This is a genomic window from Mycobacterium sp. (assembly GCF_035623875.1).
GTDB lineage: Bacteria > Actinomycetota > Actinomycetes > Mycobacteriales > Mycobacteriaceae > Mycobacterium.
In genome coordinates this window covers 15,985-42,690 of the sequence record NZ_DASPSP010000248.1, presented here as the reverse complement: position 1 = coordinate 42,690, position 26,706 = coordinate 15,985, and the positions used below count along the sequence as shown (strand labels likewise).

25 protein-coding genes are annotated in these 26,706 nt (G+C 65.4%); 13 read left to right on the top strand and 12 right to left on the bottom strand.

Features of this window, described 5'->3' with window-relative positions; translation table 11 throughout:
• Window positions 1–98 precede the first annotated feature (98 nt).
• The 6 genes from rfbC to VEI45_RS20490 are packed head-to-tail and all read right to left on the bottom strand — an operon-like array spanning window position 99 to window position 6,688.
• Complete coding sequence (rfbC, locus tag VEI45_RS20515; RefSeq protein ID WP_324856362.1) at window positions 99–701, bottom strand: dTDP-4-dehydrorhamnose 3,5-epimerase; 603 nt, start codon at window positions 699–701, stop codon at window positions 99–101.
• Window position 702: 1 nt separating this feature from the next.
• Window positions 703–1,698, bottom strand: a complete 996-nt coding sequence (gene rfbB, locus VEI45_RS20510; RefSeq protein WP_324856361.1) for a dTDP-glucose 4,6-dehydratase — start codon at window positions 1,696–1,698, stop codon at window positions 703–705.
• Between the two features lie 27 nt (window positions 1,699–1,725).
• On the bottom strand, window positions 1,726–2,592 hold the full coding sequence (locus VEI45_RS20505) for an LLM class F420-dependent oxidoreductase (RefSeq protein WP_324856360.1): 867 nt from the start codon (window positions 2,590–2,592) through the stop codon (window positions 1,726–1,728).
• Between the two features lie 19 nt (window positions 2,593–2,611).
• Window positions 2,612–3,460 carry an LLM class F420-dependent oxidoreductase gene (locus VEI45_RS20500; protein ID WP_324856359.1) on the bottom strand — a complete coding sequence of 283 codons (849 nt, stop codon included), beginning with the start codon at window positions 3,458–3,460 and terminating at the stop codon, window positions 2,612–2,614.
• 28 nt (window positions 3,461–3,488) lie between these two features.
• Window positions 3,489–5,006 carry an ATP-binding protein gene (locus tag VEI45_RS20495; RefSeq protein WP_324856358.1) on the bottom strand — a complete coding sequence of 506 codons (1,518 nt, stop codon included), beginning with the start codon at window positions 5,004–5,006 and terminating at the stop codon, window positions 3,489–3,491.
• Window positions 5,003–6,688 (bottom strand): FAD-dependent oxidoreductase, encoded by a 1,686-nt coding sequence (locus tag VEI45_RS20490; protein WP_324856357.1) that lies wholly within the window; start codon window positions 6,686–6,688, stop codon window positions 5,003–5,005. The genes VEI45_RS20495 and VEI45_RS20490 overlap by 4 nt, the downstream gene beginning before the upstream one ends.
• A 249-nt stretch (window positions 6,689–6,937) precedes the next feature.
• Between VEI45_RS20490 and infA the strand changes: the two genes are divergently transcribed.
• The 8 genes from infA (at window position 6,938) to truA (ending at window position 11,550) form a co-directional block, all read left to right on the top strand.
• Window positions 6,938–7,159, top strand: a complete 222-nt coding sequence (gene infA / locus VEI45_RS20485) for a translation initiation factor IF-1 (protein WP_003418601.1) — start codon at window positions 6,938–6,940, stop codon at window positions 7,157–7,159.
• A 50-nt stretch (window positions 7,160–7,209) separates the two neighbouring features.
• Window positions 7,210–7,323, top strand: coding sequence for a 50S ribosomal protein L36 (rpmJ, locus tag VEI45_RS20480; protein ID WP_003879483.1), 114 nt, complete (start codon window positions 7,210–7,212; stop codon window positions 7,321–7,323).
• Window positions 7,324–7,493: 170 nt separating this feature from the next.
• Complete coding sequence (gene rpsM / locus VEI45_RS20475) at window positions 7,494–7,868, top strand: 30S ribosomal protein S13 (RefSeq protein WP_324856356.1); 375 nt, start codon at window positions 7,494–7,496, stop codon at window positions 7,866–7,868.
• A 3-nt stretch (window positions 7,869–7,871) separates the two neighbouring features.
• Window positions 7,872–8,291, top strand: a complete 420-nt coding sequence (gene rpsK / locus VEI45_RS20470) for a 30S ribosomal protein S11 (RefSeq protein ID WP_324856355.1) — start codon at window positions 7,872–7,874, stop codon at window positions 8,289–8,291.
• A 24-nt stretch (window positions 8,292–8,315) separates the two neighbouring features.
• A complete protein-coding gene (gene rpsD / locus VEI45_RS20465; protein WP_324856354.1) occupies window positions 8,316–8,921 on the top strand; it encodes a 30S ribosomal protein S4 in 606 nt (201 codons plus the stop codon).
• A gap of 75 nt (window positions 8,922–8,996) precedes the next feature.
• On the top strand, window positions 8,997–10,040 hold the full coding sequence (locus tag VEI45_RS20460; RefSeq protein WP_324856353.1) for a DNA-directed RNA polymerase subunit alpha: 1,044 nt from the start codon (window positions 8,997–8,999) through the stop codon (window positions 10,038–10,040).
• Window positions 10,041–10,070: 30 nt separating this feature from the next.
• Complete coding sequence (rplQ, locus tag VEI45_RS20455; RefSeq protein ID WP_324856352.1) at window positions 10,071–10,667, top strand: 50S ribosomal protein L17; 597 nt, start codon at window positions 10,071–10,073, stop codon at window positions 10,665–10,667.
• Window positions 10,654–11,550, top strand: a complete 897-nt coding sequence (truA, locus tag VEI45_RS20450) for a tRNA pseudouridine(38-40) synthase TruA (RefSeq protein ID WP_414687546.1) — start codon at window positions 10,654–10,656, stop codon at window positions 11,548–11,550. Before rplQ ends, truA begins: the two co-directional genes overlap by 14 nt.
• A 7-nt stretch (window positions 11,551–11,557) precedes the next feature.
• On the opposite strand, the gene VEI45_RS20445 is transcribed toward truA, so the two are convergent.
• From VEI45_RS20445 to VEI45_RS20435, 3 genes are read right to left on the bottom strand one after another with little or no spacing between them, the layout of a single operon-like run.
• A complete protein-coding gene (locus VEI45_RS20445) occupies window positions 11,558–12,280 on the bottom strand; it encodes a cutinase family protein (protein ID WP_324856350.1) in 723 nt (240 codons plus the stop codon).
• Window positions 12,281–12,340: 60 nt separating this feature from the next.
• Window positions 12,341–13,033: a cutinase family protein gene (locus VEI45_RS20440; RefSeq protein ID WP_324856349.1), complete on the bottom strand. Its 693-nt coding sequence runs from the start codon at window positions 13,031–13,033 to the stop codon at window positions 12,341–12,343.
• A 48-nt stretch (window positions 13,034–13,081) separates the two neighbouring features.
• A complete protein-coding gene (locus tag VEI45_RS20435; RefSeq protein ID WP_324856366.1) occupies window positions 13,082–13,930 on the bottom strand; it encodes a cutinase family protein in 849 nt (282 codons plus the stop codon).
• 151 nt (window positions 13,931–14,081) lie between these two features.
• Here VEI45_RS20435 and eccB point away from each other — a divergent pair, with 151 nt between their 5' ends.
• Window positions 14,082–15,512, top strand: a complete 1,431-nt coding sequence (gene eccB, locus VEI45_RS20430) for a type VII secretion protein EccB (RefSeq protein WP_324856348.1) — start codon at window positions 14,082–14,084, stop codon at window positions 15,510–15,512.
• On the opposite strand, the gene mycP is transcribed toward eccB, so the two are convergent.
• Together mycP and eccD are read right to left on the bottom strand one after the other, a co-directional pair.
• Window positions 15,459–16,841 carry a type VII secretion-associated serine protease mycosin gene (gene mycP, locus VEI45_RS20425; protein ID WP_324856365.1) on the bottom strand — a complete coding sequence of 461 codons (1,383 nt, stop codon included), beginning with the start codon at window positions 16,839–16,841 and terminating at the stop codon, window positions 15,459–15,461. The two genes, eccB and mycP, sit on opposite strands and share 54 nt — an antisense overlap.
• A 2-nt stretch (window positions 16,842–16,843) precedes the next feature.
• Complete coding sequence (gene eccD, locus VEI45_RS20420; protein WP_324856347.1) at window positions 16,844–18,280, bottom strand: type VII secretion integral membrane protein EccD; 1,437 nt, start codon at window positions 18,278–18,280, stop codon at window positions 16,844–16,846.
• Between the two features lie 189 nt (window positions 18,281–18,469).
• On the opposite strand from eccD, the gene eccCa reads away from it, so the two are divergent.
• Both eccCa and VEI45_RS20410 read left to right on the top strand, forming a co-directional pair.
• Window positions 18,470–22,369, top strand: coding sequence for a type VII secretion protein EccCa (gene eccCa / locus VEI45_RS20415; RefSeq protein ID WP_324856364.1), 3,900 nt, complete (start codon window positions 18,470–18,472; stop codon window positions 22,367–22,369).
• Window positions 22,366–23,595, top strand: a complete 1,230-nt coding sequence (locus VEI45_RS20410; RefSeq protein WP_324856346.1) for a type VII secretion-associated protein — start codon at window positions 22,366–22,368, stop codon at window positions 23,593–23,595. Before eccCa ends, VEI45_RS20410 begins: the two co-directional genes overlap by 4 nt.
• 8 nt (window positions 23,596–23,603) lie before the next feature.
• On the opposite strand, the gene VEI45_RS20405 is transcribed toward VEI45_RS20410, so the two are convergent.
• Complete coding sequence (locus VEI45_RS20405; protein ID WP_324856345.1) at window positions 23,604–25,010, bottom strand: wax ester/triacylglycerol synthase family O-acyltransferase; 1,407 nt, start codon at window positions 25,008–25,010, stop codon at window positions 23,604–23,606.
• Window positions 25,011–25,233: 223 nt separating this feature from the next.
• Here VEI45_RS20405 and VEI45_RS20400 point away from each other — a divergent pair, with 223 nt between their 5' ends.
• On the top strand, window positions 25,234–25,863 hold the full coding sequence (locus VEI45_RS20400) for a TetR/AcrR family transcriptional regulator (RefSeq protein WP_324856344.1): 630 nt from the start codon (window positions 25,234–25,236) through the stop codon (window positions 25,861–25,863).
• A 4-nt stretch (window positions 25,864–25,867) separates the two neighbouring features.
• Window positions 25,868–26,668: an enoyl-CoA hydratase/isomerase family protein gene (locus tag VEI45_RS20395; protein ID WP_324856343.1), complete on the top strand. Its 801-nt coding sequence runs from the start codon at window positions 25,868–25,870 to the stop codon at window positions 26,666–26,668.
• Window positions 26,669–26,706: the final 38 nt, after the last annotated feature.

Here is a 26,706-nt window from a genome sequence, read left to right as displayed (position 1 = left end):
GCCCGGATTGCCACCGAACGTAAGCAGAATCAGCGAGCCCGCCAAGCCGCCCGGTCGGGTCAGCCACCACCCGTCAGCGACGACGAACCGCCGCCGTTCTAGCTGTCGCACAAGCCGTTAATGAACGCTTGGGTGTCTTCCCAGGTCGGCAGCAGGCCGGCGGCGCGGACCTCGTCCAAAGTGGGTGCGGCCGCGTCGCGGTCGGACAACACCAACTCATGGCCGCCGGGCCAGTCAATCGCCAACGCGGGGTCGGTGGCGGCAATGGTGTGCTCGCGTTGCGGGTTGTATTCGGCTGAGCACAAATACATTACCGTCGAGTTGTCTTGTAGCGCGAGGAAACCATGCGCAAGGCCTTCGGAGACGTACACCGTTCTGTGGTCGCGGTCGTCGAGTAGCACTGAGTCCCACCGCCCGAAAGTCGGTGAGCCGACCCGGACGTCGACAACCACATCGAAAACCGACCCGGATACGCAGGTCACATATTTGGCCTGGCTCGGCGGTACCTGGGCGAAGTGCAGGCCGCGCAGCACACCGGCCGTCGATACCGAACAGTTGGCTTGCTGGACATCCAACCGGTGACCGGCAAACCCGGTGAACCCGCGGTCGGTGAGCCACTCGAAGAACATTCCACGCGAATCGGAATGCAGCTGCGGCGTGATCTCCCATACGCCGGCGATATCGAGTTCACGGGCCTGCATGTCACCGACTCCATTGCTCGTAGCGCGCTTCGACGGCAGCCTTCAGCGGACCCCACCACGATTCGTTGTTCCGATACCAGTCGATGGTGGCGCGCAGGCCCTCCGTGAAATCGGTATGCTTTGGCGCCCAGCCTAATTCGTCGCACAGCGCCGTTGGATCGATAGCGTACCGTAGGTCGTGGCCAGCGCGGTCGACGACATAGTCGAAGTCGTCGGGATCGTGGCCCATCAGCTCTAACAGCGTCTGCAGCACCGATAGGTTGTCGCGCTCGCCCCCGGCGCCGATCAAGTAGGTTCGGCCGATCTGGCCGCCGTGCAAGATCCGCCGAACCGCGTCGTTGTGGTCGTCGACGTGGATCCAATCCCTGACATTGGTCCCTTTGCCGTACAGCTTCGGCCGCCGCCCCGTAAGCACGTTGGTGATCTGGCGGGGTATGAACTTCTCCACGTGCTGATAAGGCCCGTAGTTGTTGGAGCAGTTCGAGATCGTCGCGTGCACATCGTAGGAGCGCACCCAGGCGCGCACCAGCATGTCGGATGCGGCCTTGGTCGACGAGTACGGACTTGACGGGTTGTAGGGCGTGGACTCGGTGAACCGCTTTGGGTCGTCGAGCGCCAGGTCGCCGTAAACCTCGTCGGTGGAGACGTGATGCAGCCGCACCCCGTGCTCGCGTACCGCCTCCAGAACGTTGAACGTCCCGATCACGTTGGCCCGCAGGAACGTCGCCGGGTCGGCCAACGAGTTGTCGACGTGGGTTTCGGCCGCGAAGTGCACCACCGTGTCGCACTCGGCGACCAGTCGGGACACCAAGTCGGCGTCGGTGATATCGCCTTGTACCAGCCGGATGTCGTTCTCGACGGGAGCCAGCGATTCGCGGCTGCCGGCATACGTCATCGCGTCCAGCACCGTCACCGCGTCGTCTGGGTGCTCGCGCACGGTGGTGTGCACGAAGTTGGCGCCGATGAAACCGGCGCCGCCGGTCACCAGCAGCCGCATGGTCGAACCCTAACCGAGCGGGGGCGATCAGCTGACGGCTATCAGCCCCAGCGGTCCGGCCAGTTCGCTCAACGCGGGCAGGAGCGTCTCCGGGGTCCAGCCGTCCAGCACCTGGATCGCCACGTGATCGGCACCGGCCTCCAGGTGCTCGTTGAGGCGCGCGGCGATCGCCTCCGGGGTGCCGTAAGCCACCACCGCGTCGATCAGCCTGTCGCTGCCGGGCTTGCGCACGTCGTCCTCGCTGAAGCCCAGCCGCAGCCAATTGTTCACGTAGTTGCTCAGACCCAGGTAGTGGTCAACGGTCTCCCGGCCAATCCGGCGGGCCTCGTCGACGTCGGTGGTGAGCACCACCTTGTGCTCCGGCGCCAAGAACACCGAGTTGCCCATCTCTTCGCGCGCTTTGGCCGTGTGTTCCGGTGTGGTCAGATACGGATGTGCGCCCGCGCTGCGCTCGGCGGCCAGTTTCAGGACTTTGGGGCCCAGCGCCGCGAGCACTCGGCGACTGGTCGGCACCATGGCACCGTCGAGTTCGTCGAGGTAACCGACCAGCGCGTCGTAAGGCTTCACGTACTCCTCGGTGTGCTCGCGGTGCCCAACCCCGATGCCCAGCAAAAACCTTCCGGGATAGGCGTTTTCGATGCGCTCAAAAGACTGGGCCACCACCGGCGCGGGTGCGGACCAGATGTTGACGATCCCGGTGGCCAGCTGCAACGAATTGGTCTGCGCCAGAGCCGGATCTACCCACTCCAACTCCGCATCCGGCGATCCGCCGACCCAGGTGGCGCCATAACCGAGCGATTCGATTTGGGCGGCGAGTTCGGGTGCCAGTGAGCGGAAGGCCAGCCACACGCCGAAGCGGCCCAGGTCAGGTTTCAGCGAGACTCCCTCGCTCATCTAGATCCCCTCTGCTTCGTCAAGATTGGTTCAGTCCAAGCGGCCCGGCCAGTTCGGCCAGCGCCGGAACCAGGTTCTCACTCTTCGTCAGCACCTGAACGGCCACGTGGTCTGCGCCCGCGTCGAGGTGTTCATTCAGCCGGGCGGCTATCGAGTCGGTCGTGCCGTAGGCGACCATCGCATCGACGAGGCGGTCACTGCCGGGGCGAGTGATGTCGTCGTCGGTGAAACCCAGCCGCCGCCAATTGTTCAGGTAGTTGGCCAGGTTGAGGTAAATGTCGAGTGCCTTACGTCCGACGGAGCGGGCGTGGTCCGCGTCGGTGGTCAGTACCACCTTGTGCTCGGGCGCCAAAAACGCCGACGGGCCGATCAGTTCCCGGGCGTGCGCCGTGTGCTCCGGCGTGGTCAGGTAGGGATGCGCTCCGGCGCCGCGCTGCGCCGAAAGCTGCAGCACCCGCGGGCCCAGCGCGGCAACTACCCGACGCTCGGCGGGTACCCCGTAGTCGTCGAGGCGGTCGAGGTACTCCACCAGCGCGTCGTAGGGCTTGCGGTACTCGCTGACCGCCTCGGGATGCCCGACGCCGATGCCCAGCAGGAAGCGGCCGGGGTAGCCCTTGTCGATGCGGTGGAAAGACTCGGCGACCGGCTTGGCCGGTGCCGACCAGATGTTGACGATGCCGGTGGCCACCTGCAGCGTGCTTGTCGCTTCGAGGATGGGTTCCACCCATTCCAACTCGGCCGGCGGTGAGCCGCCTACCCAGACGGCCCCGTAGCCCAGGGCCTCGATTTCTTTGGCCTGCTGCGGGGTGACGCCGCGGCCGAACGATCCGAACCGACCAAGATTGGGTTTACTCGCTGCATCAGTCATGGTGTCTCCAACCGGTCGCGCGATGTCGCTATTCCACCTGCGGCGAAACCTCGGCGGGGTCGTCTAGCGGCAGGGTCACATCGATGGCGGGCGGCATCTCCAGCGGCAATAGCACGATGAAGCGAGTATCGCCGGGCACAGACTCCACGCGCAGATCCCCGCGATGCTTCTTGACGACGATCTTCCAGGCCAGATCCAGCCCGAGGCCGGTGCCCTCGCCGACTGGTTTGGTGGTGAAGAACGGCTCGAAGATGCGCTCGCGCACGTCGTTGGGGACCCCGGGCCCGGTGTCGCAGATCTCGACCCGGGCCATTTTCTCACCGTCCCGGGCGGTGCGGATGGTCAGCGTGCCGCCATCTTCGCCCATCGCGGCAATGGCGTTGTCAATGATATTGGTCCATACTTGGTTGAGATCGCCTGGAAAGCAAGGGATTTCGGGCAGCGAGCGATCGAACTCCTTGACCACCGTGACGGTTTTGGCGCCTTTGCCGCTGTCTTTGCCCAACCGGTCGGCAAACATTGTCAGTGTGCTGCGCAGCAGTTCGTGGACATCGGCAACCTGGAACGGGGCGCGGTCCATCTGAGAGTACTGTTTGGCGTCGGCAAGCAACACCGAGATCCGCTTGCTGGCTTCCGAAATCTGGTTCAGCAGCAGCTCGATCTCGACGGTGTAGTAGAGCCAGCGGATAGCCCCCTCCAATGATGTCGACGGGAGCTCGTGGGCAACCGCGGAAATCCGCTCCAACCAATCGGCGTCGATGCCGCCTTCGACGAAAGTCGGTGCCAGATCCCATCCGCCGTCGATGCCGTGGTCCTCCAGCCACTCGCCCACGGCGTCCTCGGTGTCGGCGGTCTCGATCGCGCTCATCTGGTGCGACGTGGACTTGGCGACCTGCTCGGTGACCTCCTGCTGCAGCTGCATCAGGGCGCGCAACGCGTGCGGGGTGAAGCTTCCGTCGGCGAGCGTCCGCAGCTTGTGCCGCATGCCGGCGACCCGCTCACGCAGCTCGGCGGCGGCTCGCACGCTGGCCGCGGCGGGATTATTGAGCTGGTGGGTGAGCCCGGCCGATAACTGGCCCAGCGCCAGCAGTTTTTCGCGATTGTCGATGATCCGACGAGTCCGCTCGGTGCCGACGGCCAGCCCGTCGAGCAGGTGGACCGCCATCGGAAACTGGTCCTTCATGAACTTGCCGAAGGCGGGCGCGTCCATCACGAAAAACCGCGACGGCTTGGTCACGTGCACCGAGGTGGTGTAGGTCTGATGCTGCTCGGCGGTGAACGCCGACCAGGCGCCGCAATAGACGCCGCGCTGCGATGTCCGGTTTGTTTCGATGTCTTGGCCGCCGGAAAGCTTCGACATCGACAGCTCTCCATCGATGAGGACATAAAAGCAAGTAGCCGGCTCGCCCTCGACGCAGATTGGGCCCGGTTCGTAGTGCTGGATGTGGCCATCGGCGCACAACGTCTCGAGCTGCTCGTCGCTGAGCGCCTCGAACAAGAACAGGGTGCGCAGCTCGTCGGCGTCGCACGGCAGCTGGTCGGTCATGATTCGGCCAAGTAGCGGTGAACCAGCATCACGGCCATCGATCCTTCGCCGACCGCGGCTGCAACCCGTTTGGCGGAGTCGGCGCGCACATCGCCGGCCACGAACACGCCCGGCACGCTGGTTTCCAGGTGGTGCGGTGGACGGTCCAGCGTCCATCCGCAGACGTTCCGCAGATCGGGACCGGTGAGGATGAAGCCGCGGTCGTCACGGGCGACTACCCCGTCAAGCCAGTCGGTGCGCGGCGCGGCGCCGATGAAGATGAACATCCGGCCGCAGGTGACATCCTCGGTTTGGCCCGTTCGGTTGTCGATCAGGGTCAGCTTCTCCAGGTGATCATCTCCGGTAGCGCAGTGAACTTCGGTACAGGTGCGCACGTTGATCTTGGGGTTCTGCTCGATCTGCTGGATTAGGTAGTACGACATCGACGCCTCCAACGACGGGCCACGCACGACGATGGTCACCGAGTTGGCCTGGCGGGACAGATACATCGCGGCCTGGCCGGCTGAGTTGGCCCCGCCGACCACGTAGACCTCTTCGTCCTTGCAGTCCGACGCGATCGAGACGGCAGCCCCGTAGTAGACGCCGCGCCCGGTCAGCTCGGCGCAGCCGGTGGCGGCCAGTTGGCGATAGGCGACGCCGGTGGCCAGGATGACCGCGTGCGCGTCGATGGAGCCGCCGTCGGCGAAGCGGACGGTGCGCTTGGACCCATTGACCTCCAGCCCGGTGGCCGTGCGGGCGGTGATCAGTTCGGCGCCGAACTTCTCGGCCTGTCTGCGCGCCCGATCAGCCAACTGGCCGCCCGACACCCCGTCCGGAAAGCCCAGATAGTTCTCGATCCGCGAGCTCTGGCCGGCCTGACCGCCGGTCGCGGTGCGTTCGATCAGCACTGTGCGCAGCCCCTCGGAGGCGCCGTAGACCGCGGCAGCCAGGCCTGCGGGCCCGCCGCCGACCACGATCAGGTCGTAGAACTCCTGCGATGGGGTGGTGGTGAGGCCCAACGTGTCCGCCAGTTCGGCGTCGCTGGGTTCGACGAGGGTGTCGCCGCGTTCGGTGACGACGACCGGCAGCCGTAGGCCGTCTTCGCCGGCGGCCCGTAACAGCTGTTCGCCTTCGGGATCGTCGGCCATGAACCAGTTGTAGTAGAGCCCGTTGCGGGCCAGAAAATCGCGTACCTGCCACGATCGCGCCGACCAGCGGTGCCCGATCACCTTGGTATGTGGGACGGGGTGTTCCGGTGCCCGCTCCCAGGCGTCCAGCAGGGCATCGATGACGGGGTAGAGCTTTTCCTCGGGTGGGTCCCATGGCTTGAGCAGGTAGTGGTCGAGGTCGACGACGTTGATCGCGTCGATCGCGGCGTGGGTATCGGCGTAGGCGGTGAGCAGCACCCGCCGCGCCGCTGGATACAGGTCCATCGCCTGCTCGAGGAATTCGATACCGGTCATCTGCGGCATCCGGTAGTCCGCGACGAGCGTTGCGACCGTCTCACCACGCAGTTTGAGCTGCTTAAGGGTTTCCAATGCATCCGGGCCGGACTCCGCCCGCATGATCCGGTGGGCCTCGCCGTAATGGCGACGCAGATCCCTGGCAACCGCCCGGGATACCGCGGGATCGTCGTCGACGGTCAAGATCACCGGTTTGCGGGTCTGGGCGTCGGGACTTGCAGGGCTTGCAGGATGGGTCATTGGGGTTAAGTATGCGCTTGTCAGGGCCCGTCCGGGGGGGTGACGTTGGCAGGTCCGATTCCGCTCACAGCGATTTTGGCCAGCCGGAATGTGCGGGTATCGTGGACCAACGGCGCGTCATCGCGCTGGTTTCGTGCGTGCCCAGTCCTAGGAATTTCCTGTCACCGGCTCACGTTGTAAAGCCAGCCATTGCTGCGCCGATCCGGGCGTAGAAGCAACGAAACCAAAGATGAGGATTTCTGGAAAGTTATGGCCAAGAAGGACGGCGCCATAGAGGTCGAGGGCCGCGTGGTCGAGCCCCTGCCCAATGCGATGTTCCGCATTGAGCTGGAGAACGGCCACAAGGTGCTTGCCCACATCAGCGGCAAGATGCGACAGCACTACATCCGCATCCTGCCCGAGGACCGGGTGGTGGTGGAGCTGTCTCCCTACGACCTGTCCCGCGGCCGCATCGTGTACCGCTACAAGTAGTAAGCCCGAACCAAGAACCAACGAGTAGACAGAACAGGATCGAAACAGCCGTGAAGGTGAACCCGAGCGTCAAGCCGATCTGCGACAAGTGCAGGGTGATCCGTCGGCATGGGCGGGTCATGGTGATCTGCTCCGATCCGCGCCACAAGCAGCGCCAAGGCTAGTACCTCGCGCCGCACCGACAACTGAATGCAGACCTCCCAGCACCAGTGAGCGGCTGGAATCTTTAGAGATGGGCCAGCTCATCCACGTCCGGAACGGAGGCCGGACCCCGGAGCAGTCAGCCGGGAACGGACTGGGATCAGACCTCCGCGAACGAAAAGGAATGCCACCCATGGCTCGAGTTGTGGGCGTAGACCTGCCGCGCGACAAGCGCATGGAGGTCGCGTTGACCTACATCTACGGCGTTGGCCGTACCCGGTCGAATGAGATCCTGGCCGCCACCGGGATTGACAAAGACTTGCGCACCAAGGACCTCACCGATGACCAGGTGACCCATCTGCGCGATTACATCGAAGCCAATCTCAAGGTCGAGGGTGACCTGCGCCGCGAGGTGCAGGCCGACATCCGTCGCAAAATCGAGATCGGCTGCTACCAGGGGCTACGGCACCGCCGCGGTATGCCGGTGCGCGGTCAGCGCACCAAGACCAATGCGCGTACCCGCAAGGGCCCCAAGCGCACCATCGCAGGCAAGAAGAAGGCCAGGTAAGTCATGCCCCCAGCCAAGAAGGCAGCCGCTGCCGCCCCCAAGAAGGGTCAGAAGACCCGGCGGCGGGAAAAGAAGAACGTCCCGCACGGCGCAGCCCACATCAAGAGCACGTTCAACAACACGATCGTGACGATCACCGACCTGCAGGGCAACGTCATCGCCTGGGCGTCGTCGGGCCACGTCGGCTTTAAGGGTTCGCGTAAGTCGACGCCGTTCGCCGCCCAGCTGGCCGCCGAGAACGCTGCCCGCAAAGCCCAGGAGCACGGCGTGCGCAAGGTCGACGTGTTCGTGAAGGGCCCGGGCTCGGGCCGCGAGACCGCGATCCGGTCGCTGCAGGCCGCCGGCCTGGAGGTCGGCGCGATCTCCGATGTCACCCCCCAGCCGCACAACGGCTGCCGTCCGCCCAAGCGGCGAAGAGTCTAGTCGGCCCAGGAGGAAGAGACAGAAATGGCTCGTTACACCGGACCCGTCACCCGGAAATCACGCCGGCTGCGCACCGACCTCGTCGGTGGCGACCAGGCGTTCGAGAAGCGCCCCTACCCGCCCGGCCAGCATGGCCGCGCGCGGATCAAGGAGAGCGAATACCTGCTGCAGATGCAGGAAAAGCAGAAGGCCCGCTTCACCTACGGCGTCATGGAGAAGCAGTTCCGCCGCTACTACGAAGAGGCTGCGGGCCGTCCCGGCAAGACCGGTGACGAGTTGCTGCAGATCCTGGAAAGCCGGCTGGACAACGTCGTCTACCGCGCCGGGCTGGCGCGCACCCGCCGGATGGCCCGCCAATTGGTCAGCCACGGGCACTTCACGGTCAACGGCGTGCACGTCAACGTCCCCAGCTACCGGGTGGCGCAATACGACATCATCGATGTGCGGGATAAGTCAGTGAACAGCGTTCCGTTCCAGATCGCGCGCGAGACCGCCGGCGACCGTCCGATCCCCAGCTGGCTGCAGGTGGTCGGCGAACGTCAACGCATCCTGATCCACCAACTGCCGGAGCGGGCGCAGATCGACGTGCCACTCACCGAGCAGCTGATCGTCGAGTACTACTCGAAGTAGACCACCAGCACCAACCGGTGCAGGTACCTAAGCGGCATCAAATAGCGGGTGCCGAGAAGGAGAAGAAGAAACACCATGCTGATCTCACAGCGACCCACCTTGTCCGAAGAGGTCGTCAACGACAACCGTTCGCAATTCGTCATCGAGCCGCTGGAGCCGGGATTTGGCTACACGCTTGGTAACTCGCTGCGCCGCACGCTGCTGTCGTCGATCCCCGGCGCGGCCGTCACCAGCATCCGCATCGACGGCGTGCTGCACGAGTTCACCACCGTGCCCGGCGTCAAGGAAGACGTCACCGACATCATCTTGAACCTCAAGAGTCTGGTGGTGTCCTCGGAAGAAGACGAGCCGGTGACGATGTATCTACGTAAGCAAGGCCCGGGCGAGGTCACCGCCGGTGACATCGTGCCCCCGGCCGGTGTGACCGTGCACAACCCCGAGATGCACATCGCGACGTTGAACGACAAGGGCAAGCTCGAGATCGAGCTCGTCGTCGAGCGTGGCCGCGGCTACGTCCCGGCCGTGCAGAACAAGGCGTCGGGCGCCGAAATCGGCCGTATCCCAGTCGATTCCATCTACTCGCCGGTGCTCAAGGTCACCTACAAGGTGGACGCCACCCGTGTCGAGCAGCGTACCGACTTCGACAAGCTGATCCTCGACGTCGAGACCAAGAGCTCGATCGGCCCGCGTGACGCGTTGGCGTCGGCGGGTAAGACGCTGGTCGAATTGTTCGGTCTGGCACGCGAACTCAACGTCGAGGCCGAGGGCATCGAGATCGGGCCGTCGCCGGCCGAGGCGGATCACATCGCGTCGTTCGCGTTGCCGATCGACGACCTGGATCTGACCGTGCGTTCGTACAACTGCCTCAAGCGCGAAGGTGTGCACACCGTCGGCGAGCTGGTGTCGCGCACCGAGTCCGACCTGCTCGACATCCGCAACTTCGGGCAGAAGTCCATCGACGAGGTGAAGGTCAAGCTGCACCAGCTGGGTCTGTCGCTCAAGGACAGCCCGGCCAGCTTCGACCCGTCGGAGGTCGCCGGCTACGACGTGGCCACCGGCACCTGGTCCAGCGAGGGTGCCTACGACGACCAGGACTACGCGGAAACCGAACAGCTCTAAAGGCTCTCGAACTAGACAGGAGCGTCAGCAATGCCCAAGCCCACCAAGGGCCGTCGCCTCGGCGGATCGTCGTCGCATCAGAAGGCGATTCTGGCCAACCTGGCCACGGCGCTCTTTGAGCACGGCCGGATCAAGACCACCGAGCCCAAGGCTCGGGCACTGCGGCCTTACGCCGAGAAGCTGATCACCCACGCTAAAAAGGGCACGCTGCACAACCGTCGTGAGGTGCTCAAGAAGATCCGCGACAAGGACATCGTGCACAGCCTGTTCGCCGAGATCGGGCCGTTCTTCGCCGACCGCAACGGCGGCTACACCCGGATCATCAAAGTCGAGGCACGCAAGGGTGACAACGCCCCGATGGCGGTGATCGAGCTGGTGCGGGAGAAGACGGTCACTTCGGAGGCCGAGCGCGCACGTCGGGTCGGCGCATCGAAGGCCGCTGCCAAGGCTGCAGCGAAGCCTGCGCCGGAGGCGGAAGAGGTTGCGGCCGAGGCTGAAGCCGACACCACCGAGACCACCGAGGACGCCGCCGAGGCTGACGCCACGACGCCTGAGCCCGAAGCCGAGGCGGAGGCCGCTGAGCCCGAAGCCGCTGAGCCGGAAGCCGAGGACGCTGACAAGTCCTAGCGATTCGCCGTCGAACGACGTGCCCGCCATCGACGCCGATGGCGGGCGCGTTCGTCTTCGGCTCGATATCGCCTATGACGGCACGGATTTCGCCGGATGGGCCACGCAGTCAGGTCAGCGCACCGTTGCGGGCATTCTCGAGGAGGCGCTCTCGACGGTGTTTCGGACCCCGGTGCGTTTGCGCGCGGCTGGGCGCACCGACACCGGCGTGCACGCCACCGGTCAGGTCGCTCATGTCGACGTTCCGGTAGGTGCGCTGCCCAATGCTTATCCTCGTTCGCCCCGACCCCCCGAACCGGAATTCCTGCCGCTGGTTCGGCGTCTGGGCCGGCTGCTGCCCGCCGACGTTCGGGTGCGCCGGATCATCCGTGCGCCAGCGGGTTTCGACGCTCGGTTCTCGGCGCTGCGCCGCCATTACGTCTACCGGCTCTCGACCGCCCCCTACGGCGTGGAGCCACATCAGGCCCGCTATATTACCGCCTGGCCGCGGCCGCTCGACGTGGACGCGATGACGGAAGCTTCCCGAAACCTGTTGGGATTGCACGACTTTGCCGCATTTTGCCGCCACCGCGCGGCTGCCACCACGATTCGCGATCTACAGCGGCTCGACTGGACCGGCGATGGTCATCTGATCACCGCATACGTCACCGCCGACGCATTCTGCTGGTCGATGGTGCGGTCGCTGGTCGGCGCGCTGCTGGCCGTCGGCGAACACCGTCGCACCCCCGCGTGGTGCGGCGAGCTGCTCACCTCGACGCGGCGGTCCAGTGACTTCGCCGCCGCACCTGCGCGGGGTTTGACGTTGATCGGTGTGGACTACCCGCCGGAGAGCGAACTGCAGGCGCGCACAGTGATCACTCGCGAAATACGCACGCGCGACTGAGCTTTGGCTATAGCTTGCCGGCGACGAAGCTCGCGGCCTGATCTACCAGCCCGGAGTTGATGTACGAGGGCTGTAGGTGCGAGTTCCAATGCAGATCGTGCACACGCGGGGTGCAGATCGGGTCGCCGGCCGCGCAGAGGTCGATGGTCTTGCCGGCGAAGGCCGGGCTGAAATCGGGCACCGGGCCGAGCACCCGCTGGGTGCCGTTACCGAACAAGGCGACCGCCGCGACGTGCTGGTCCATGTTCGGCGGCAGGACATCGGTGTAGCCGAATCCTGGTTGGTTCATCGCAACGACGACGTCAGCCGCCGCAGCACCGAGCGAGTAGCCGCCGAGCACCAGTTTGGTGTTCGGGCAACTCGCCGCCATCTGTTGCACGTGGGCGCTCATGTCGTTGGAGCCCTTGGTGACGCTGACGTCGGCGGGGTAATTGACCTCATAGGAGCCGATCGTCATGTGCGGCACCCTCGATTGCAGCGAATTGATGAAGGCCTGGCCGACCTCGCCGACGCCGGGGGCTTCTTCTCGGCCGCGGGCGAAATCTACTTCGGCGTCCGGGCACGTCGCTGACGCCGTCGGAATATGCCCGCCAGCCGGCAAGGGCGCCACAGCCGGGGAGATCAGCAGCCCTGCGGCGAGCAACGCAGCGCCCGCGAAGCCGGCTACCCGCTTTGCGTCCTCTGACCTGCTGTAAAGCCGCGGCAGCACGCCGATCAGAGCAAATTTCATGAGCGGATATTATCGAGCAAAGCTAATGAACTGCTGAAACGGCCTGCAGGGTTGGCTTAGTTACTGCAGCTTGCCCGCGACGAAGTCGGCGGCCTGATTGACCATCCCGGCCTGGATGTATCCGCCGGCAGAGTGTTGCGGCCAGTTGTTGGACCAGGTGTGTGGGTCCGCCGGATTACAGATTGGGTCGCTGCCGTGGCACAGATCGATGGTCCGGTCGGTGTAGGTCGGGTTGAAATTGGTGATCGGCCCGACCCATTGGCTGCCGTTGCCGAACAGCGCGACCGCGGCGATGTGCTGGTCGGCGCCCGGCGGCAGCGGATTGGTGAAGCCGAAGAGCGGGCCGGGAGCCGCTATCACGACGTCGGTGACCGCGGCGCCCAGCGAGTAGCCGCCCAGCACCTCGCGGGTGTCCGGGCACCCGTTGATCGTGGACTGGACGTGGGCGCTCATGTCGTTGGCGCCGACGTCTACCTCGTTGTCGGCGGGGTAGCGCACCGCGTAGAGACTGACGTTGCGATTGACCTTGGACCGCAGCGCGCTGACGAAGGCGTTGCCGATGACACCGGCGCCGGGTGACTCCTGCCGTCCCCGGGCGAACACCACCTCGACGTCCGGGCAGGAGGCCGATGCCGTCGGGATCAGCGTCGCGGGCGCGACTACTGACGCCGCGGTAAAAAGCCCGGCGGCGGCGAACCTGCCTAACCTGCCCGGAATCGACTGTGGCGGTGGATTTATCAGGCGGAGCCTCATGGCCCGATATTACTGCGCCGACTGGCGGTCAGCGCGCTGGGTGATCCGTCAGTGAAATACCACGGGCTGGGTCTGATCGACCACGGACGGACCCGGGGCACTGGGACCAGGCAGAGGCCCCGGTCCGGGCCCAGGGGCAGGCCCAGGTGGCACGCCCATCGGCCCAGGTGGCACGCCCATCGGACCTTCGGGCGAGGTGGGAGCCAGGACCGCCAGCAGCCTGGTCTGAATGAAGCTGGCCGCCTGGCTGGTGTAGACGGGCACGTAGCCCTTGGTGTGCCCGCTCCACTGGTTGCCGGGGCCCGCATGACAGATCGGGTCTTCGGGGTTGCAGTAATCGATCGCCTTGGCGGCGAACAGCTGGCTCTGCTGCGAGATCGGGCCGCCGCTACGGTCGGCCGGATTACCGAAGGTGGTCACCGCGACGACGTTGTTGGCGTATTGGGGCGGCAACGAGCTGCCCCAGCCGATGCCGCCGATGGGAACCCCGGTGACTATGTCGATCACCGACGCGCCCTGCGAGTACCCGCCGAGCACCTGCGGGGTGTTCGGGCACTTGTCGGCCACATCTTTGATGTGCTTGATGGCGTCGTTGGCGCCGTCACCGCCGTGCAGCTGCAGCAGGCTGGCCTTGTAGTTGACCGGGTAGGCGTCGATGTTCTTGCCGGTGTTCTGGCGCAGGTCGTCGGCAAGGGCCTGGCCGACCTGGCCCAGACCGGCCGGCTCGTCGGTGCCCCGGGCGAAGGTCAGCGCAACGTCCGGGCAGTTGTCGGCGCCGGCCGACGGGACGGCTCGCGGAACGGCGGTCGGGGCGACCAGCAGAACGCCGGCCGCCAGCAGCGCGGCGGCGCTCAGGCCAACCCAGCGGAAGCTGCGTGACCAGCGACGACGCGACATCGAACGGCTGAGGTGGTTGATGCTCACCAGGCGATTTTAACGAGAATCGGGCAATCGGTCACATCGACGGTTGTCCGGCGCCGGGTTGTGGATGGCTGGCGAAGAGCTCGGTGATCACGGAATATCGTGACGCCGACGGACCGGGGGACTGATGGCATGGCAACCGACCACGCGGCTGCACGTCAGCGGGTACCGATTTCTGCTGCGCCGTATTGAATGCGCGCTGCTGGGCAGGGACTTCCGCGGGGCTAACGAACCGATCCGCGCGTCGATGCAGTCGCTGATGGCCGGCTCAGTGCTGGCGATCATCGTGCTGGCTGGGTCTGCGGTCCTGGCAGTTGTGCACCCACAACCAGCCGGGGCGAATGCGCCGATCGTGATGGGCAAGCAGTCGGGGGCGCTATACGTCAGGAGAGGTGAAACCCTGCATCCGGTGCTGAATCTGGCCTCAGCCAGGCTGATCGTGCAAACGAACGCTGACCCGCAACCGGTACCCGAGTCGGAATTGGGCCATAGCAAACGGGGTCCGCTGCTGGGCATACCCGGTGCTCCGCAATTGCTGGGTATGCCACTCGCCGAGGACGAATTGCGGTGGGCAGTGTGTGACAGCGGCTATGACGCCGCGCCGGGTACCACAGTCGTCATCGGCCCGGCCGAGGGACTGCTGTCGCACCTTCTGGCGAGCAGACAATCCGTGCTGGTCAGGCCGGTCTCCGGCGCGTCGACCTACCTCCTTTACCAAGGTCGCCGAGCCGTGGTCAATCTGGATGAGCCTGCGGTTGTGCGCGCACTGGGGCTGGACGGTGAGGTCCCGTGGCCGGTGTCACCGACGCTACTGAACGCAGTCCCGGAGGCACCGCCTGTCACGGTGCCGCGCATCCCCAATGCCGGGCGTCGCGGACCGGCCACACTGCCGGGTTTTCCGGTCGGCAGCGTACTGCGCGTGGCCCGCGCCGACGGCGACGAGTATTACGTCGTACTCAGCCATGGGATTCAGCGGATCGGTCAGGTTGCCGCGGACTTGCTGCGATTCACCGACTCGCGGGGCACCCGCACCGCTATCTCGGTTGCGCCCGACCTGATCCGTGCGACACCCGCGCTGGCCGACTTGCCGGTAGCCACCTTCCCCGACCGGGCGCCGTCGCCGCTGGATGCCGGCGGTACGACGCTGTGCGTCAGCTGGAAGCATGCGGCGTCGAGTGGCGTCGAGATCGCGTTTTCCGCCGGCGGCCTACCCATCCCGGCGGGCTACGAGCCGGTGAAGCTAGCGCAGGCCGACGGAAGGGGCCCAGCGGTCGACGCCGTGTACCTGTCGCCCGGGCGCAGTGCATACGTGCGTGCCACCGGCCTGTCCGGAGCCAACGCGCAAGCCGGCACCCGATACCTGATAACCGACACCGGCGTGCGATTCGCCATCCACGATGACGATGCGGCACGCGACCTCGGTCTACCCGATGCGGCGATCGCGGCGCCGTGGCCGGTGTTGGCCAAGCTGCCCGCCGGGCCGGAATTGAGTAGAGCGAACGCCTCAGTGGCCTACGACAGTGTCGTCGGCGTGCGCTCGACTGCCGGCTCGCCGTAGCCGGGCCGTCAGTGCGCCGGTGGCAAGCATGACCGCCAGCACGCCACCGCAGATCGCTGCGCCAGTGAACGCTGCGTCTCGCGAACCGTGGTGCGCCGGCGCAGGAAGCGGAGGCGGCGCAATCTGCACCGGTGTGCGTGGTGGCAGACCAGCTGGGCTGGCCGGGGGGTCGGTGCTGACCGCCGCAGGAAAGTCGACAACGCCCGCCCCTACCAGCGGATCCCACCCGCCGGGTGGATGATGCGCGGTGGCCTCGATGCGTTGCATCACCTGCCGAGCCGTCAGATTCGGGAACCGGGATCGGATCAGCGCCGCCAAGCCGCTGACCACCGGAGCGGCGTAGCTGGTGCCCGAAAGCGGACTCGGACCATTCGGCCCGCCAAAGCTATTCACTAATCCGTCGCCCGACGAGCTCAGCGATATCACCCCCTCGCCGGGGGCAGCGACGTCCACCCAGGGTCCGGCCAGGGTGAACGCCGACGGTTCGCCGTGGGCGTTCACCGAGCCCACGGTCAGGACATAGTCGTCGTACCAAGCTGGACTCACCACGACCGTCACCGTGTCCCACGTTGCTTTCGGTGGCTGAGCGGGACACTGCCCGGTGCCGGTGTTGCCGGCGGCGACCACCACGACGGCATCCTTGACGTCAACCGCGTAGGACAGCGCGGCGCCGAGCGCGCGATCGTCGAGCGCCGAACCGGTGCGGATGCAGGCAACTGAGGAAATATTGATCACTGAAGCACCGAGATCTGCGGCGGTACGAACGGCTTTTGCCATCGTGCCGACGTCACCGAATCCGGGGTTGGACGAATCCGCTACCGCACCGAACTTCGTGCTGGCCTGCCGGATGCTGATCAAATTGACACCCGGGGCGACCCCGCTGAAACCATCTGCGTGACGGGGATCGGATGCGGCGGAGATGATCCCGGCCACGGCGGTCCCATGTCCGTCGCAATCTTGGGTGCCGTCACCGGTGAATACATAGTCTCCGCCGGCCGTCACGTCGGGGAGTCGTGAGTGCGGCGCAACTCCGGTGTCGATGACGGCGACCCGTTGGCCCGAACCACGTGTCAGCTTCCAAACCTGTGGCAGGTCGAGCCCGGAGAGTTGGCCGGAAGCGTTCGCCCGGTCCGAATCGGGAGTTGTGGCTGGAACTGCACACATCTCGCGCTGCACGGTGGGCTGCGGCGGTCTTGCTGGCGCCGGCTCGGGTAACCGGCTGCTGTCGATCGGCGGTGGCGAGACCGCACCTGCAGCTGGTACTCCACATTGGGGCAATGCGGCGATTACCACCGCGATCGCACAGCGCAGCGCTCTGGAGTGCGCCATGGTCATTGCAGGTTCATGCCACGCGCAGCGCTGTAAAGCCTGCAGATCCAGCACGCCAGCGGCACGATGACGGCCAAGGCTAGATACTCCAGCAGCTCAATGCTTCGTCGCCTGATGGGAGAGAACGTCATCGTTTGGGTAATGAAACCGACGCACAGTGCGGCGGCGGCGAGCACCATCGATGCGGCGGCCAGGTAAGGCGTGCGTAGCGGATAGGCAACGGCAGCGATGACGAGTGTGGCACTGAGCGTGACTGTTCCAGCCACCACCAGCGGCACGGATCTCGCTAAATCACGGTGTGAGCGCGCCCGCAACAGCAGCACGCCACCGGTGAGGGTCGCGAACGCGATGCCAGGCGAGGGTGGGCCACCAGCGAAGTACGATCCGGCCGCAGCGCCGATCGCTCCCAGTGCTGCCGCGGCGGAGAATGCAGCGACCTGGCTGGTCAGCCAGGTGCTGGCACGGATCGCGCTGGTGCTCAGGCGATCTGGAGCCGGGATGGGTTCCGGGCGAACTGCATCCGGCTCCGACATCACATGTGAGGACAGCCCGGCTAACATGATCGACACTGGCGCGGACGCTTCGACCAGGATCAGCGATATCGCTGCGGACGCCGCACCGATCGCCTGTAACGGCAGGGCGGTGACCGTGCCCACCACGGCCGCAGCCGTTTCGAATGCGGCGAAACACGCCAATGCCGTGAACACGGTTGCACAGCAGCCTATTACGCGGATGGTGGTCGCTGACGTCGCCGTAGCAGCCGTGGCGAGGAGCGCATTCGGTGCTCCCAGGTCGCCTGGAACCGCCAGTAAGCCCGCGAGCCCGGCGAATCCGCTAGCCGCCAGACCCAACGTGAGACCGGCAGTGCTGTCGCGAAATACGCGATAGGCGACTACCGCCGCGGGCAGAGCAATGAAACCGGCCGCCGCCGCTACGACGGCACAGCCGCCGCGACGGGCGTCGTCGGTATCAAGAGCCGTTCGAATCAGGACCGCTGCGCCGGTGCCGGCCAGCCAAGCGGCTGCTAAGACGCTGATGAGCCGGGCAGCTTGTCGCGTCCAAGGTCGCACCGACGCGGCGAGCGACACCGATACCGCCTCCGCTGCGTCGTCGAAACGGGGCGACGCCAAGACGGCCGACAAGTTGGTCAAAATCAGTGTGGCTCCGTTACGGATTCCTAACTGGGCCAACGTCTTCGACGGATCCAGTGCGGCTTTCCCGGGAAGGGAAAGTTGATGCTGAACCGCGACGGGCTGAGGGCGGTGACCGCCCTCAGCTGCCAGGATGTCCACTATTGGCGGTATCAGCGACCGAATCGGCACTACCGCCGATAACACCAAGTCGACGTGGAAGGAGTCGGCAGAAACCGACACCCGCCGCAACCCGTCGCCGGGCGGACCGGGTTCGCTGCTTTGGCGTGCTTCCACCGCTTGGTGCACCGCGACCTCCGTTCGCCGATGCGGATGCTGATCCGGACGCTAACCGGTCGCGCGACGCCAGGTATGCGTTGATCCACAGCTGACTTGCCGCTGATTGCGCTCGCACCTACGGTGCCAATCGCATTTGGCGCCGTGATGACGCGGGAGGGCTGGCTGGTGCAGTTGGATGGTTCTGCGACCCTGGAATTCATGCCGCCGGCACGACTGCCCACTCCGGTGTTCGAGACGGCCGACATCGTCGTCGCGGCCCCGCCGGAAGCGACCCGACCGGCGGGAACGAACGTGATGACCCGTTTTCTGCCGGTCGTGATGGCCATCGCCACGGTGGGCATGATGGCTGTGGTCGTCTTTTCCCGGTCGGCCGTGACGCACAATCCGGCGTTCATGACGTTTCCAGTAATGATGCTCTTGTCGGCGGTTGCGACGGTAGTGTCGGGCGCGGATCGGAGGCGCGGCGAGATCAACGCCGAACGCGCCGAGTATCTGGGCTACCTCTCCGACTTGCGAGGTGCCGTCGTCAAGACCGCTGCAGCACAGTGTTGTTCGCTGGTGTGGTGCCATCCGGATCCCGAGGCGCTGTGGACCTTGGTGGGCGGCTGCCGGATGTGGGAGCGGCGGGCGGCGGACGGGGACTTCTGCCGTGTCCGGATCGGTGTCGGAGACCAGCGTCTCGCCACCCGTTTGGTGCCTCCGCCGACCGGGCCGGTGCAGCGGCTGGATCCGGTAACGGGGAGCGCGTTGCGTCGATTTCTTCAAACACACTCGACCGTCCCGGACGCGCCTATCGTGGTCGACCTGCGCGGGCTGGAGGCCGTTACGGTCGGCGGGAACCCGATGCACGCGCGTGCGCTGTTACGCGCGATGATTTGTCAACTGGCCGTCCTGCACAGTCCGAGCCTGGTCTTGATTGCCGCCGCGGTCAGCGACTGCACCCGAGCCCACTGGGATTGGTTGAAATGGTTGCCGCACAATCAACATCCGCACGCCTACGACCGCCTCGGCTCTGCCCGGATGGTGTACCCGTCGCTGGCTGCGGCCCAGAAGGCGCTCGCCGGTCTGTCGGCTGACTACGTGCCGGTTCACGCGGCGGCACCGCCTCAGCTACTGGTCGTCGTCGACAACGACGACGTCGACGACAGTTGTGTGATCGAAAGCGCCACCGCGCACCTGACTTTGCTGAAAATCGGCACCTGCCATGATGGCGCGGCAACAGCTGGAGTGCTGCGGCTACGGGTGGGCGAGAACGAGCTGGCGATCGGGCTGTCCGGCCACGACGAAGCGTCCGCCCGCCCGGACCAGATGAGTTCCATCGATGCGCTGGCGTGTGCGCAAAGACTGGCCAGCTACCGGGCCGGTGGGCGGGACGTGTTCGGCGCGGCGTCGGGCGGCGGCTTGGACTGGCAGGATCTTGTCGGGATCGGCGATCTCGCGTCTTACACTCCGCCCGATTGGTGGAACAGCCGGAGTCCCCGCGATCGTCTTCGTGTTCCCATCGGCGCGACCGCCACGAACGCACCGCTGGAGCTCGACATCAAGGAGGCCGCCGAGAAAGGTATGGGGCCGCACGGGCTCTGCATCGGCGCGACGGGGTCGGGTAAGTCGGAGTTCTTGCGCACGGTCGCGCTCGGGATGATGGCCCGTCATTCACCGGAAGAGCTCAACCTGGCCCTCATTGACTTCAAGGGTGGTGCGACCTTCTCCGGCCTGGAGCCGGCGCCGCACGTTGCGGCTGTCATCACCAACTTGTCCGACAAGGCGGCGCTGGTCCCTCGAATGCGTGATGCCCTAACCGGAGAACTGAACCGCCGACAGGAGGCGCTTCGCTTGGCAGGCAACCTCGACGGGATTGCCGCTTACAACCGGGTGCGACGTTCCGGAGTCCAATTAGCGCCCCTTCCAGTGCTGTTCATTATCATCGACGAATTTTCCGAATTACTCAGCCAGCATCCGGATTTCGCAGACGTCTTCCTGGCCATCGGCCGACTCGGGCGATCGTTGGGCATGCATCTGCTACTGGCCAGTCAGCGTCTGGACGAAGGCCGACTGCGCGGATTGGAATCGCATCTGTCCTACCGCGTATGCCTGAAAACACTGTCGGCCAGCGAATCGCGACTTGTCTTGGGCGCGTCCGATGCCTATGAACTGCCGAACACGCCTGGCGCAGCCTATCTGCGGATCGGCACGGATGAGTTGATTCGCTTTCAGACCGCATATGTTTCCGGTCCATGTAATGAGGAAATGCATTGCGCTGCAAATGCTTCTGACTCGCCGGGCTATGGCACGATCCCGGCGCCCGTCCGATTGTTCACCGCGGGGCCGGCAGGGCCGGTCACTCTGGCCAGTAGGGCCGGCCCGGATGTTGCTGATCGGCACACTGTCCTGCAGAAGATCGTCGACCGGCTGTCCGGGCACGGCCCGCGTGCGCGTGAAGTGTGGCTGCCGCCGCTCGGCGCGGCACCGGCACTGGACACCGTGCTGCGCGATGCCGAATCCACCGACAAAACCATGTCCGCGTTGACGGTCTCCATCGGTGTCGTCGATCGCCCGTTCGAGCAACGGCGAACGCCGCTCGTCGTCGACCTGTCCGGGGCTGCCGGCAATGTCGCTGTTGTCGGAGCACCTCAATCGGGCAAATCGACAGCTTTGCGTACGTTGATCAGTGCGCTGGCCATCAACCACGATCCGAGCTTGGTGCAGTTCTACTGTTTGGACTTCGGCGGCGGGGTCTTGGCATCGCTACGAGACTGGCCGCACGTCGGTTCGGTCGCCGGCAGAGCAGACTCGCAGTTGGCTCGACGCACGATCGCCCAGCTCGAAGCAATCGTCCGGTCTCGCGAAAACATCTTCCACGACCATGGGATCCAATCGATGGCGCAGTATCGCCTGCTAAAGGCGAGGAGAGATCCGATATGCGACCGCTTTGGTGACGTTTTCCTGATTGTTGACGGGTGGGCAACGTTGCGCCGTGAATTCGAAACGATCGAGACATCGATCACCAGCCTTGCTGCTCAGGGACTCTCATTCGGTGTGCACATCGTGATGTCCGCGTCGCGATGGGCCGAGATTCGTCCCGCGCTCAAGGATCAGATCGGGACCCGAATCGAGCTGCGGCTCGGGGATCCCGCGGATTCCGAACTCGATCGTCGGCGGGCTCAGCAAGTCCCGGAGGGTAACCCGGGTCGAGGACTTGCAGACGACGGGCTGCACATGGTGATCGCGCTGCCCCGGCTGGACGGCGCCAGCTCAAGCTCCGGTCTGGCCGAGGCCGGTGCGCGGGTGGGGGAGATGTTGCGGGGCCGTCACAGCGGATCCAATGCGCCCGCAATACCGCTACTGCCCGCGCACGTCGATCGCGAGAGCGTGGTCGAGCGGGCCATCGACGGGCGAGACGCCGCTGTCCTGATCGGCCTCGAGGAAAGTGAACTGCGCTCGGTTGCAATCGATTTCACGCAGCAGCTGCATCTCCTTATCATCGGCGACGGCGAATGCGGAAAGACAGCCGCCTTGCGCACCATTTGCCGCGAACTCCTGCGAACCACGACCGCCGCTCAGTCCCAATTGTTCATCGTCGATTTCCGGCGCTCACTCCTCGGCGTGGTCGAGCCCGAGTCCGAACATCTTGGCGGATATCTCGCCTCGGCGGATGCGGTCGACGCGGTTATGCCGCGCCTGGCCGACCGGCTGCGCGGAAGGATGCCGCCTGCGGACGTTAGCCCGATGCAATTACGCACCCGGTCCTGGTGGTCGGGGCCCGAGATATATGTCGTGATCGACGATTACGATCTGGTCGCCACAGATCGGCGCAATCCGCTGATGCCGCTGGTGGAATTTCTGCCGCAGGCGAAAGACGTGGGTTTGCACCTGGTCGTGACACGCCGCAGCGGAGGCGCCGCCCGCGCCATGTTCGAGCCACTCCCCGCCGGGTTGCGCAATGCGGGCTGTATGGCCTTGATAATGAGCGGAAGCCCGGACGAAGGTCTGGTAGTTGGATCGGTGCGTCAGTCGCCCATGCCGCCTGGCCGCGGCACGCTGATCACTCGTGATGGCCACTCACAGCTGGTGCAGGTCGCCTGGAGCCCGCCGCCGTGAGCACGCACATTGTCGAGGTCGGCCCGAAGGTGATCCGCCAATTATGTTGTGGGGGAAATACACTCGCCGCTCACGATGAGATAGTACGGGTTGCTTTCGACAGCATCGACGATCCGGTAACACTGGTCGACCTGCGTCCGGTCACTGTCGACTCACTGTGGCAGATGGTGCTGGGGTCGGTGGACTGCGGAAGCCCTGAACGTGCGATCGTTGTTCATCCGTCGTGGTGGGCGGCGACGCGCATCGATGTGCTCGGCGCGGCAGCACAGGTCCTCGCCGATGAGGTTGTGATGCGACCCCGGTCGTGGCTGCTGACCCAGGCGTCCCCGCGCAAATTCATGCACGCGACGGTGGTTGTAGAAATCGCTGACCACTTCGTGGTGATCACCGGCGCCGAAGTGGTCGCCGAGACCCGGCGCGGAGAACCCCAGCTCGTCGTCGAGGCGGTTGTGCGTTCCATCCTCGAGATGACGTCCAAAACGACCGTGGCGGTGGTGGTTGACGCGCCGAGCACGGTAGGCGGGGCCGGCGCGCTGGCAGCGATGATCGCCGAACGGTTACGCGCCACCGACGGCATCACCGCGGTGCAAGTCGGCGATGCCCAGTTGGGAGAGCTTGCCGGAGCGATCATTTCGGGCGAAGACAATACTTGTGAGTCCGACCGCATCGATGCTACGGAACGTGGCTATCGCCGTCATTGGACGCTGGCGCTGCTCGCGCTGCTGATTATCGGGGTGCTCGGGGTGCTCGGGGTGCTCGCGTCGGCCCGTCGCGACGCGCCCGCGGACAGTGGCGTTCCGACAACGTTCCTGGTCGAAGGCCGCGTGGCCGTCCAGGTTCCGGCCCAATGGCAGACGCAGCGCGTCGTATCCGGACCCGGTTCGGCGCGGGTGCAGGCCACGTCGCCGTCGGATCTGGAAATGGTGCTGCACGTGACGCAATCGCGAGTGGCCATAGAAGCCTTGAGCGCCACCGCCGAGGCGCTGAAACAGGCGATCGACGCCGAGCCGACCGGCGTATTCGTCGACTTCAACCCGGCCGGCAATAGTGCCGGCCGCCCGGCGGTGACCTATCGGGAGGTCCGCTCTGGCCACGACATCCGATGGACAGTGTTGGTCGATAAGGCCGTCCGGATCAGCATCGGATGTCAAAGCCGCCACGGCCAGGAAGACGCGATCCGGCACGTCTGCGACCGCGCGGTGCGGTCGGCTCGGGCATTGAGCTGAGTTAGCGCTCAGACCGACTTGTTGGCGAACAGCAAGACCGAGTCGTGGCTGAGCATTTCCAAACGCGTGACGGCCGTTTCGATGCCGTTGGCCAATTCTTCGACGTCGGCTCCGGAGTTGTAATCGGCGGTGATACCGAACACCAGGTCATCGGCATAGCTCAGCACCGCGACACCGGTGCGCAACCGCAGCGCGATCGGTGGAATCGGCAGCAGGCGCGCCACCTTGCTGCCCATCATCTCCAACTGGCGGCGCGGTCCGGCGACATTGGTTGCCAGCGTCACGATGCCGCGCTGCGGTAGACGGGTGAGGAATCGAATCGCCCACGAGGACCACATGAACGGGATGTAGTTGGCCGCCGAGACTGCCACGTTGCCCGCTTGCCGCTGCCCACCTTGCTTGGCCCGGCTCAACCGGTTGTGCACGATGCGCAACTGCTGGATCGGGTCATCCTGTTCGACGGGCAGATAGGGCAGCATGACCGAGAGGCGATTGCCCGGCTTGTCGAGTGCGTCGGGCGAGCGCACCGACACCGGGACCAGGGTGCGCAGCGAGTCCGGGCGGGGTTCCTCGCCGCGATGCAGCAAAACCGAGCGGAAGCCTTCGGTGATCGCGGTCAGCGCAACATCGTTGATGGTCACGTCGAACTTCCGGCATACCTGCTCGACTTCGGCGAGCGGGACGCGAACTGCGTGATAGCACCGCATCGCGGTGACCGGCCCCACCAATGACGAGCCCGCGGAAGGTCGGAGCAAGCCGGCGGCAATTTCCGCGGCGCCGCCAACCGTCCGCGCAGCGGCACCGGTGATGCCGGTGGCCGTCCGCCAGAGGCTGTCCAGCGGGTTCCACCAGTTCTCCAGCGGCTTGGGGTCCGGCACCGGCTTGAGGTGTTTGCGTGTCGCGGCGGTTCGCTTGGTGACGGCGGGGCGAGCGAACGGATCGCCGTCGACCTCATCGCACAGTCGAGCGAGGATGCGGGTCGCCGAGATTCCATCGGCGATGCAGTGGTGGATCTTCATCAGGATCGCCCAGCGATTGCCCTTCAGACCTTCGATGACCCAGCATTCCCACAGCGGGCGATCCCGATCCAGACGGCGCTCCAGCACGTCGGCAACGACCCGGTACAGTTCGGCGTCATCGCCGGGCTGCGGAACCGCTATCCGGCGCACGTGCCGGCTGAGGTCGAATCCCGGATCGTCGACCCACTGCGGAGCACCGACGTCGAAGGGTTGGGTACGCAGCATCTGCGTGCAGCGCGGTATTGCCCGGATCCGTTCTTCCAGCGTGTCTTTAAACTCGTCGTGATCGGGAGCCGAACCGTCGATGATCGCTATTGCGCCGATCGCCAGACTGACGTTTCGGTCCGAATCCTCCGCCATGAGGAAACCCGCATCGAGCGTATTGAGTTGCTCCACGACTCAGCACCGCCGTTCACTGCCGGGGATCTCATATGAGTATCCTTTGCTGCGCTCAGCGGGAGGTGGCGGCCAGATTAAATCGTGTAAACAACGGGAGTCGATTGCGTGGCAACGCAGTTCAGTCTGAGAATTTCTGAGAATTTTCTCAACCCCCGGCAAGGGCGGTCTGGCTATAAAACATTTCAGTCGACTGACTTGTATCTGTGTTATCGTCGATGGCATGGGCCCATCCACCCAGGTACAGCGCCGGACCCAAGCCGAGCGCAGGGAATCGACGCGTACGGCGTTGCTGGATGCCGCGGTCGAGTGCCTGATCGAAGAGGGGTACGCGGCGATCACGACCCGCCGGGTCGCCGAACGTGCCGGGGTCTCCCAAGGGGCGCAACAGCACTACTTCGACGGACGTGTCGACATGGTTGTGCAGGCCGTCGGGCATCTGTCGCAGCGATTGGCCGAGCAGTCCCGGGAGCAGATCCGTGCCGGTCAGCGCGACGAGCGTCGCCGCATGCAGGCGCTGCTGGATCGAATGTGGGACATCCACACCGGTCCCGCATTCCAGACCGCGGCTGAACTCTGGGCCGCCGCCCGCACGGATCTCGAACTGCGGGAGCCGGTCGAAAACCTCGGTCGGGACCTGGATCGTCAGTTGGCGCAGACCTTCGCCGAACTGCTGCCCACCCTCGCGAACAAGGACACCGGGCGCACGCTGCTCGACGTCGCAATGGCCACCGCCCGCGGTCTGGCGCTGCGTCGGCTACCCGGACTGGAGGCCACCGTTGACCGGCGGTGGCGTGCCGCGAGATCCCTGCTCTTGGACACCTATGACTCCCTGGCCGACAAGAAGGGATGACGCGATGACCGCTCCCACCCCCGTGCTGGTGGAACACCGTGGCCCGATCGCCATCGTCACCTTGAACCGACCCGACCGGCTCAACGCGCTCGCTCCCGATCAGGCAGTGCCGACCCGGCAAGCCCTCAACGCGCTACGCGAGGACGACTCCTGTCGTGTCGTCGTGCTGACCGGTGCCGGCCGCGCGTTCTGCTCAGGAATGGATCTCGTCGCCGGACTCGACATTGCCGGGCACGGGCAGGTCCAGGGCCGCTACTTAGCCCTCGAACGCGCCGCTGAAGTCGCCCTGGCGCTGCGTGAGATCCCGCAACCGGTCATCGCCGCCATCCACGGCCACGCCGTCGGCGCGGGCCTGGCCCTGGCAGCAATGGCTGACATCCGCGTCGCCGACACCACCGCCCGCTTCGGCCCCGTATTCACCCACCGCGGTTTCTCCGGCGGCGACCTCGGCGCCTCCTGGTGGCTGCCGCGGCTGATCGGTTTCGCCAACGCCGCCGAAATGCTCTACACAGCAGAACCTTTCGACGCCCACCGTGCGCGCCAAATCGGATTCGTGACCCACCTCACCGCCGAAGGCACAGACATCGACACCGCCGTCGGCATCGGTGAAAAGATCGCCGTCAACGCCCCGTTCGGCGTCAGCCAGACCAAGAACCTGCTGAACGCCGCTCTTGGCATCGAGGAACTGCGCCAACACATGACCACCGAAATCCGCGCGCAAGTCCTGTGCTCGCTCACCGACGACGTCGGCGAAGGCGTCAGCGCCGCGCTTCAGCGCCGCGCACCCACCTTCAGCAACAGCTGAACGCACTGTAGGCCTATCGAACATATATTCGATAGACT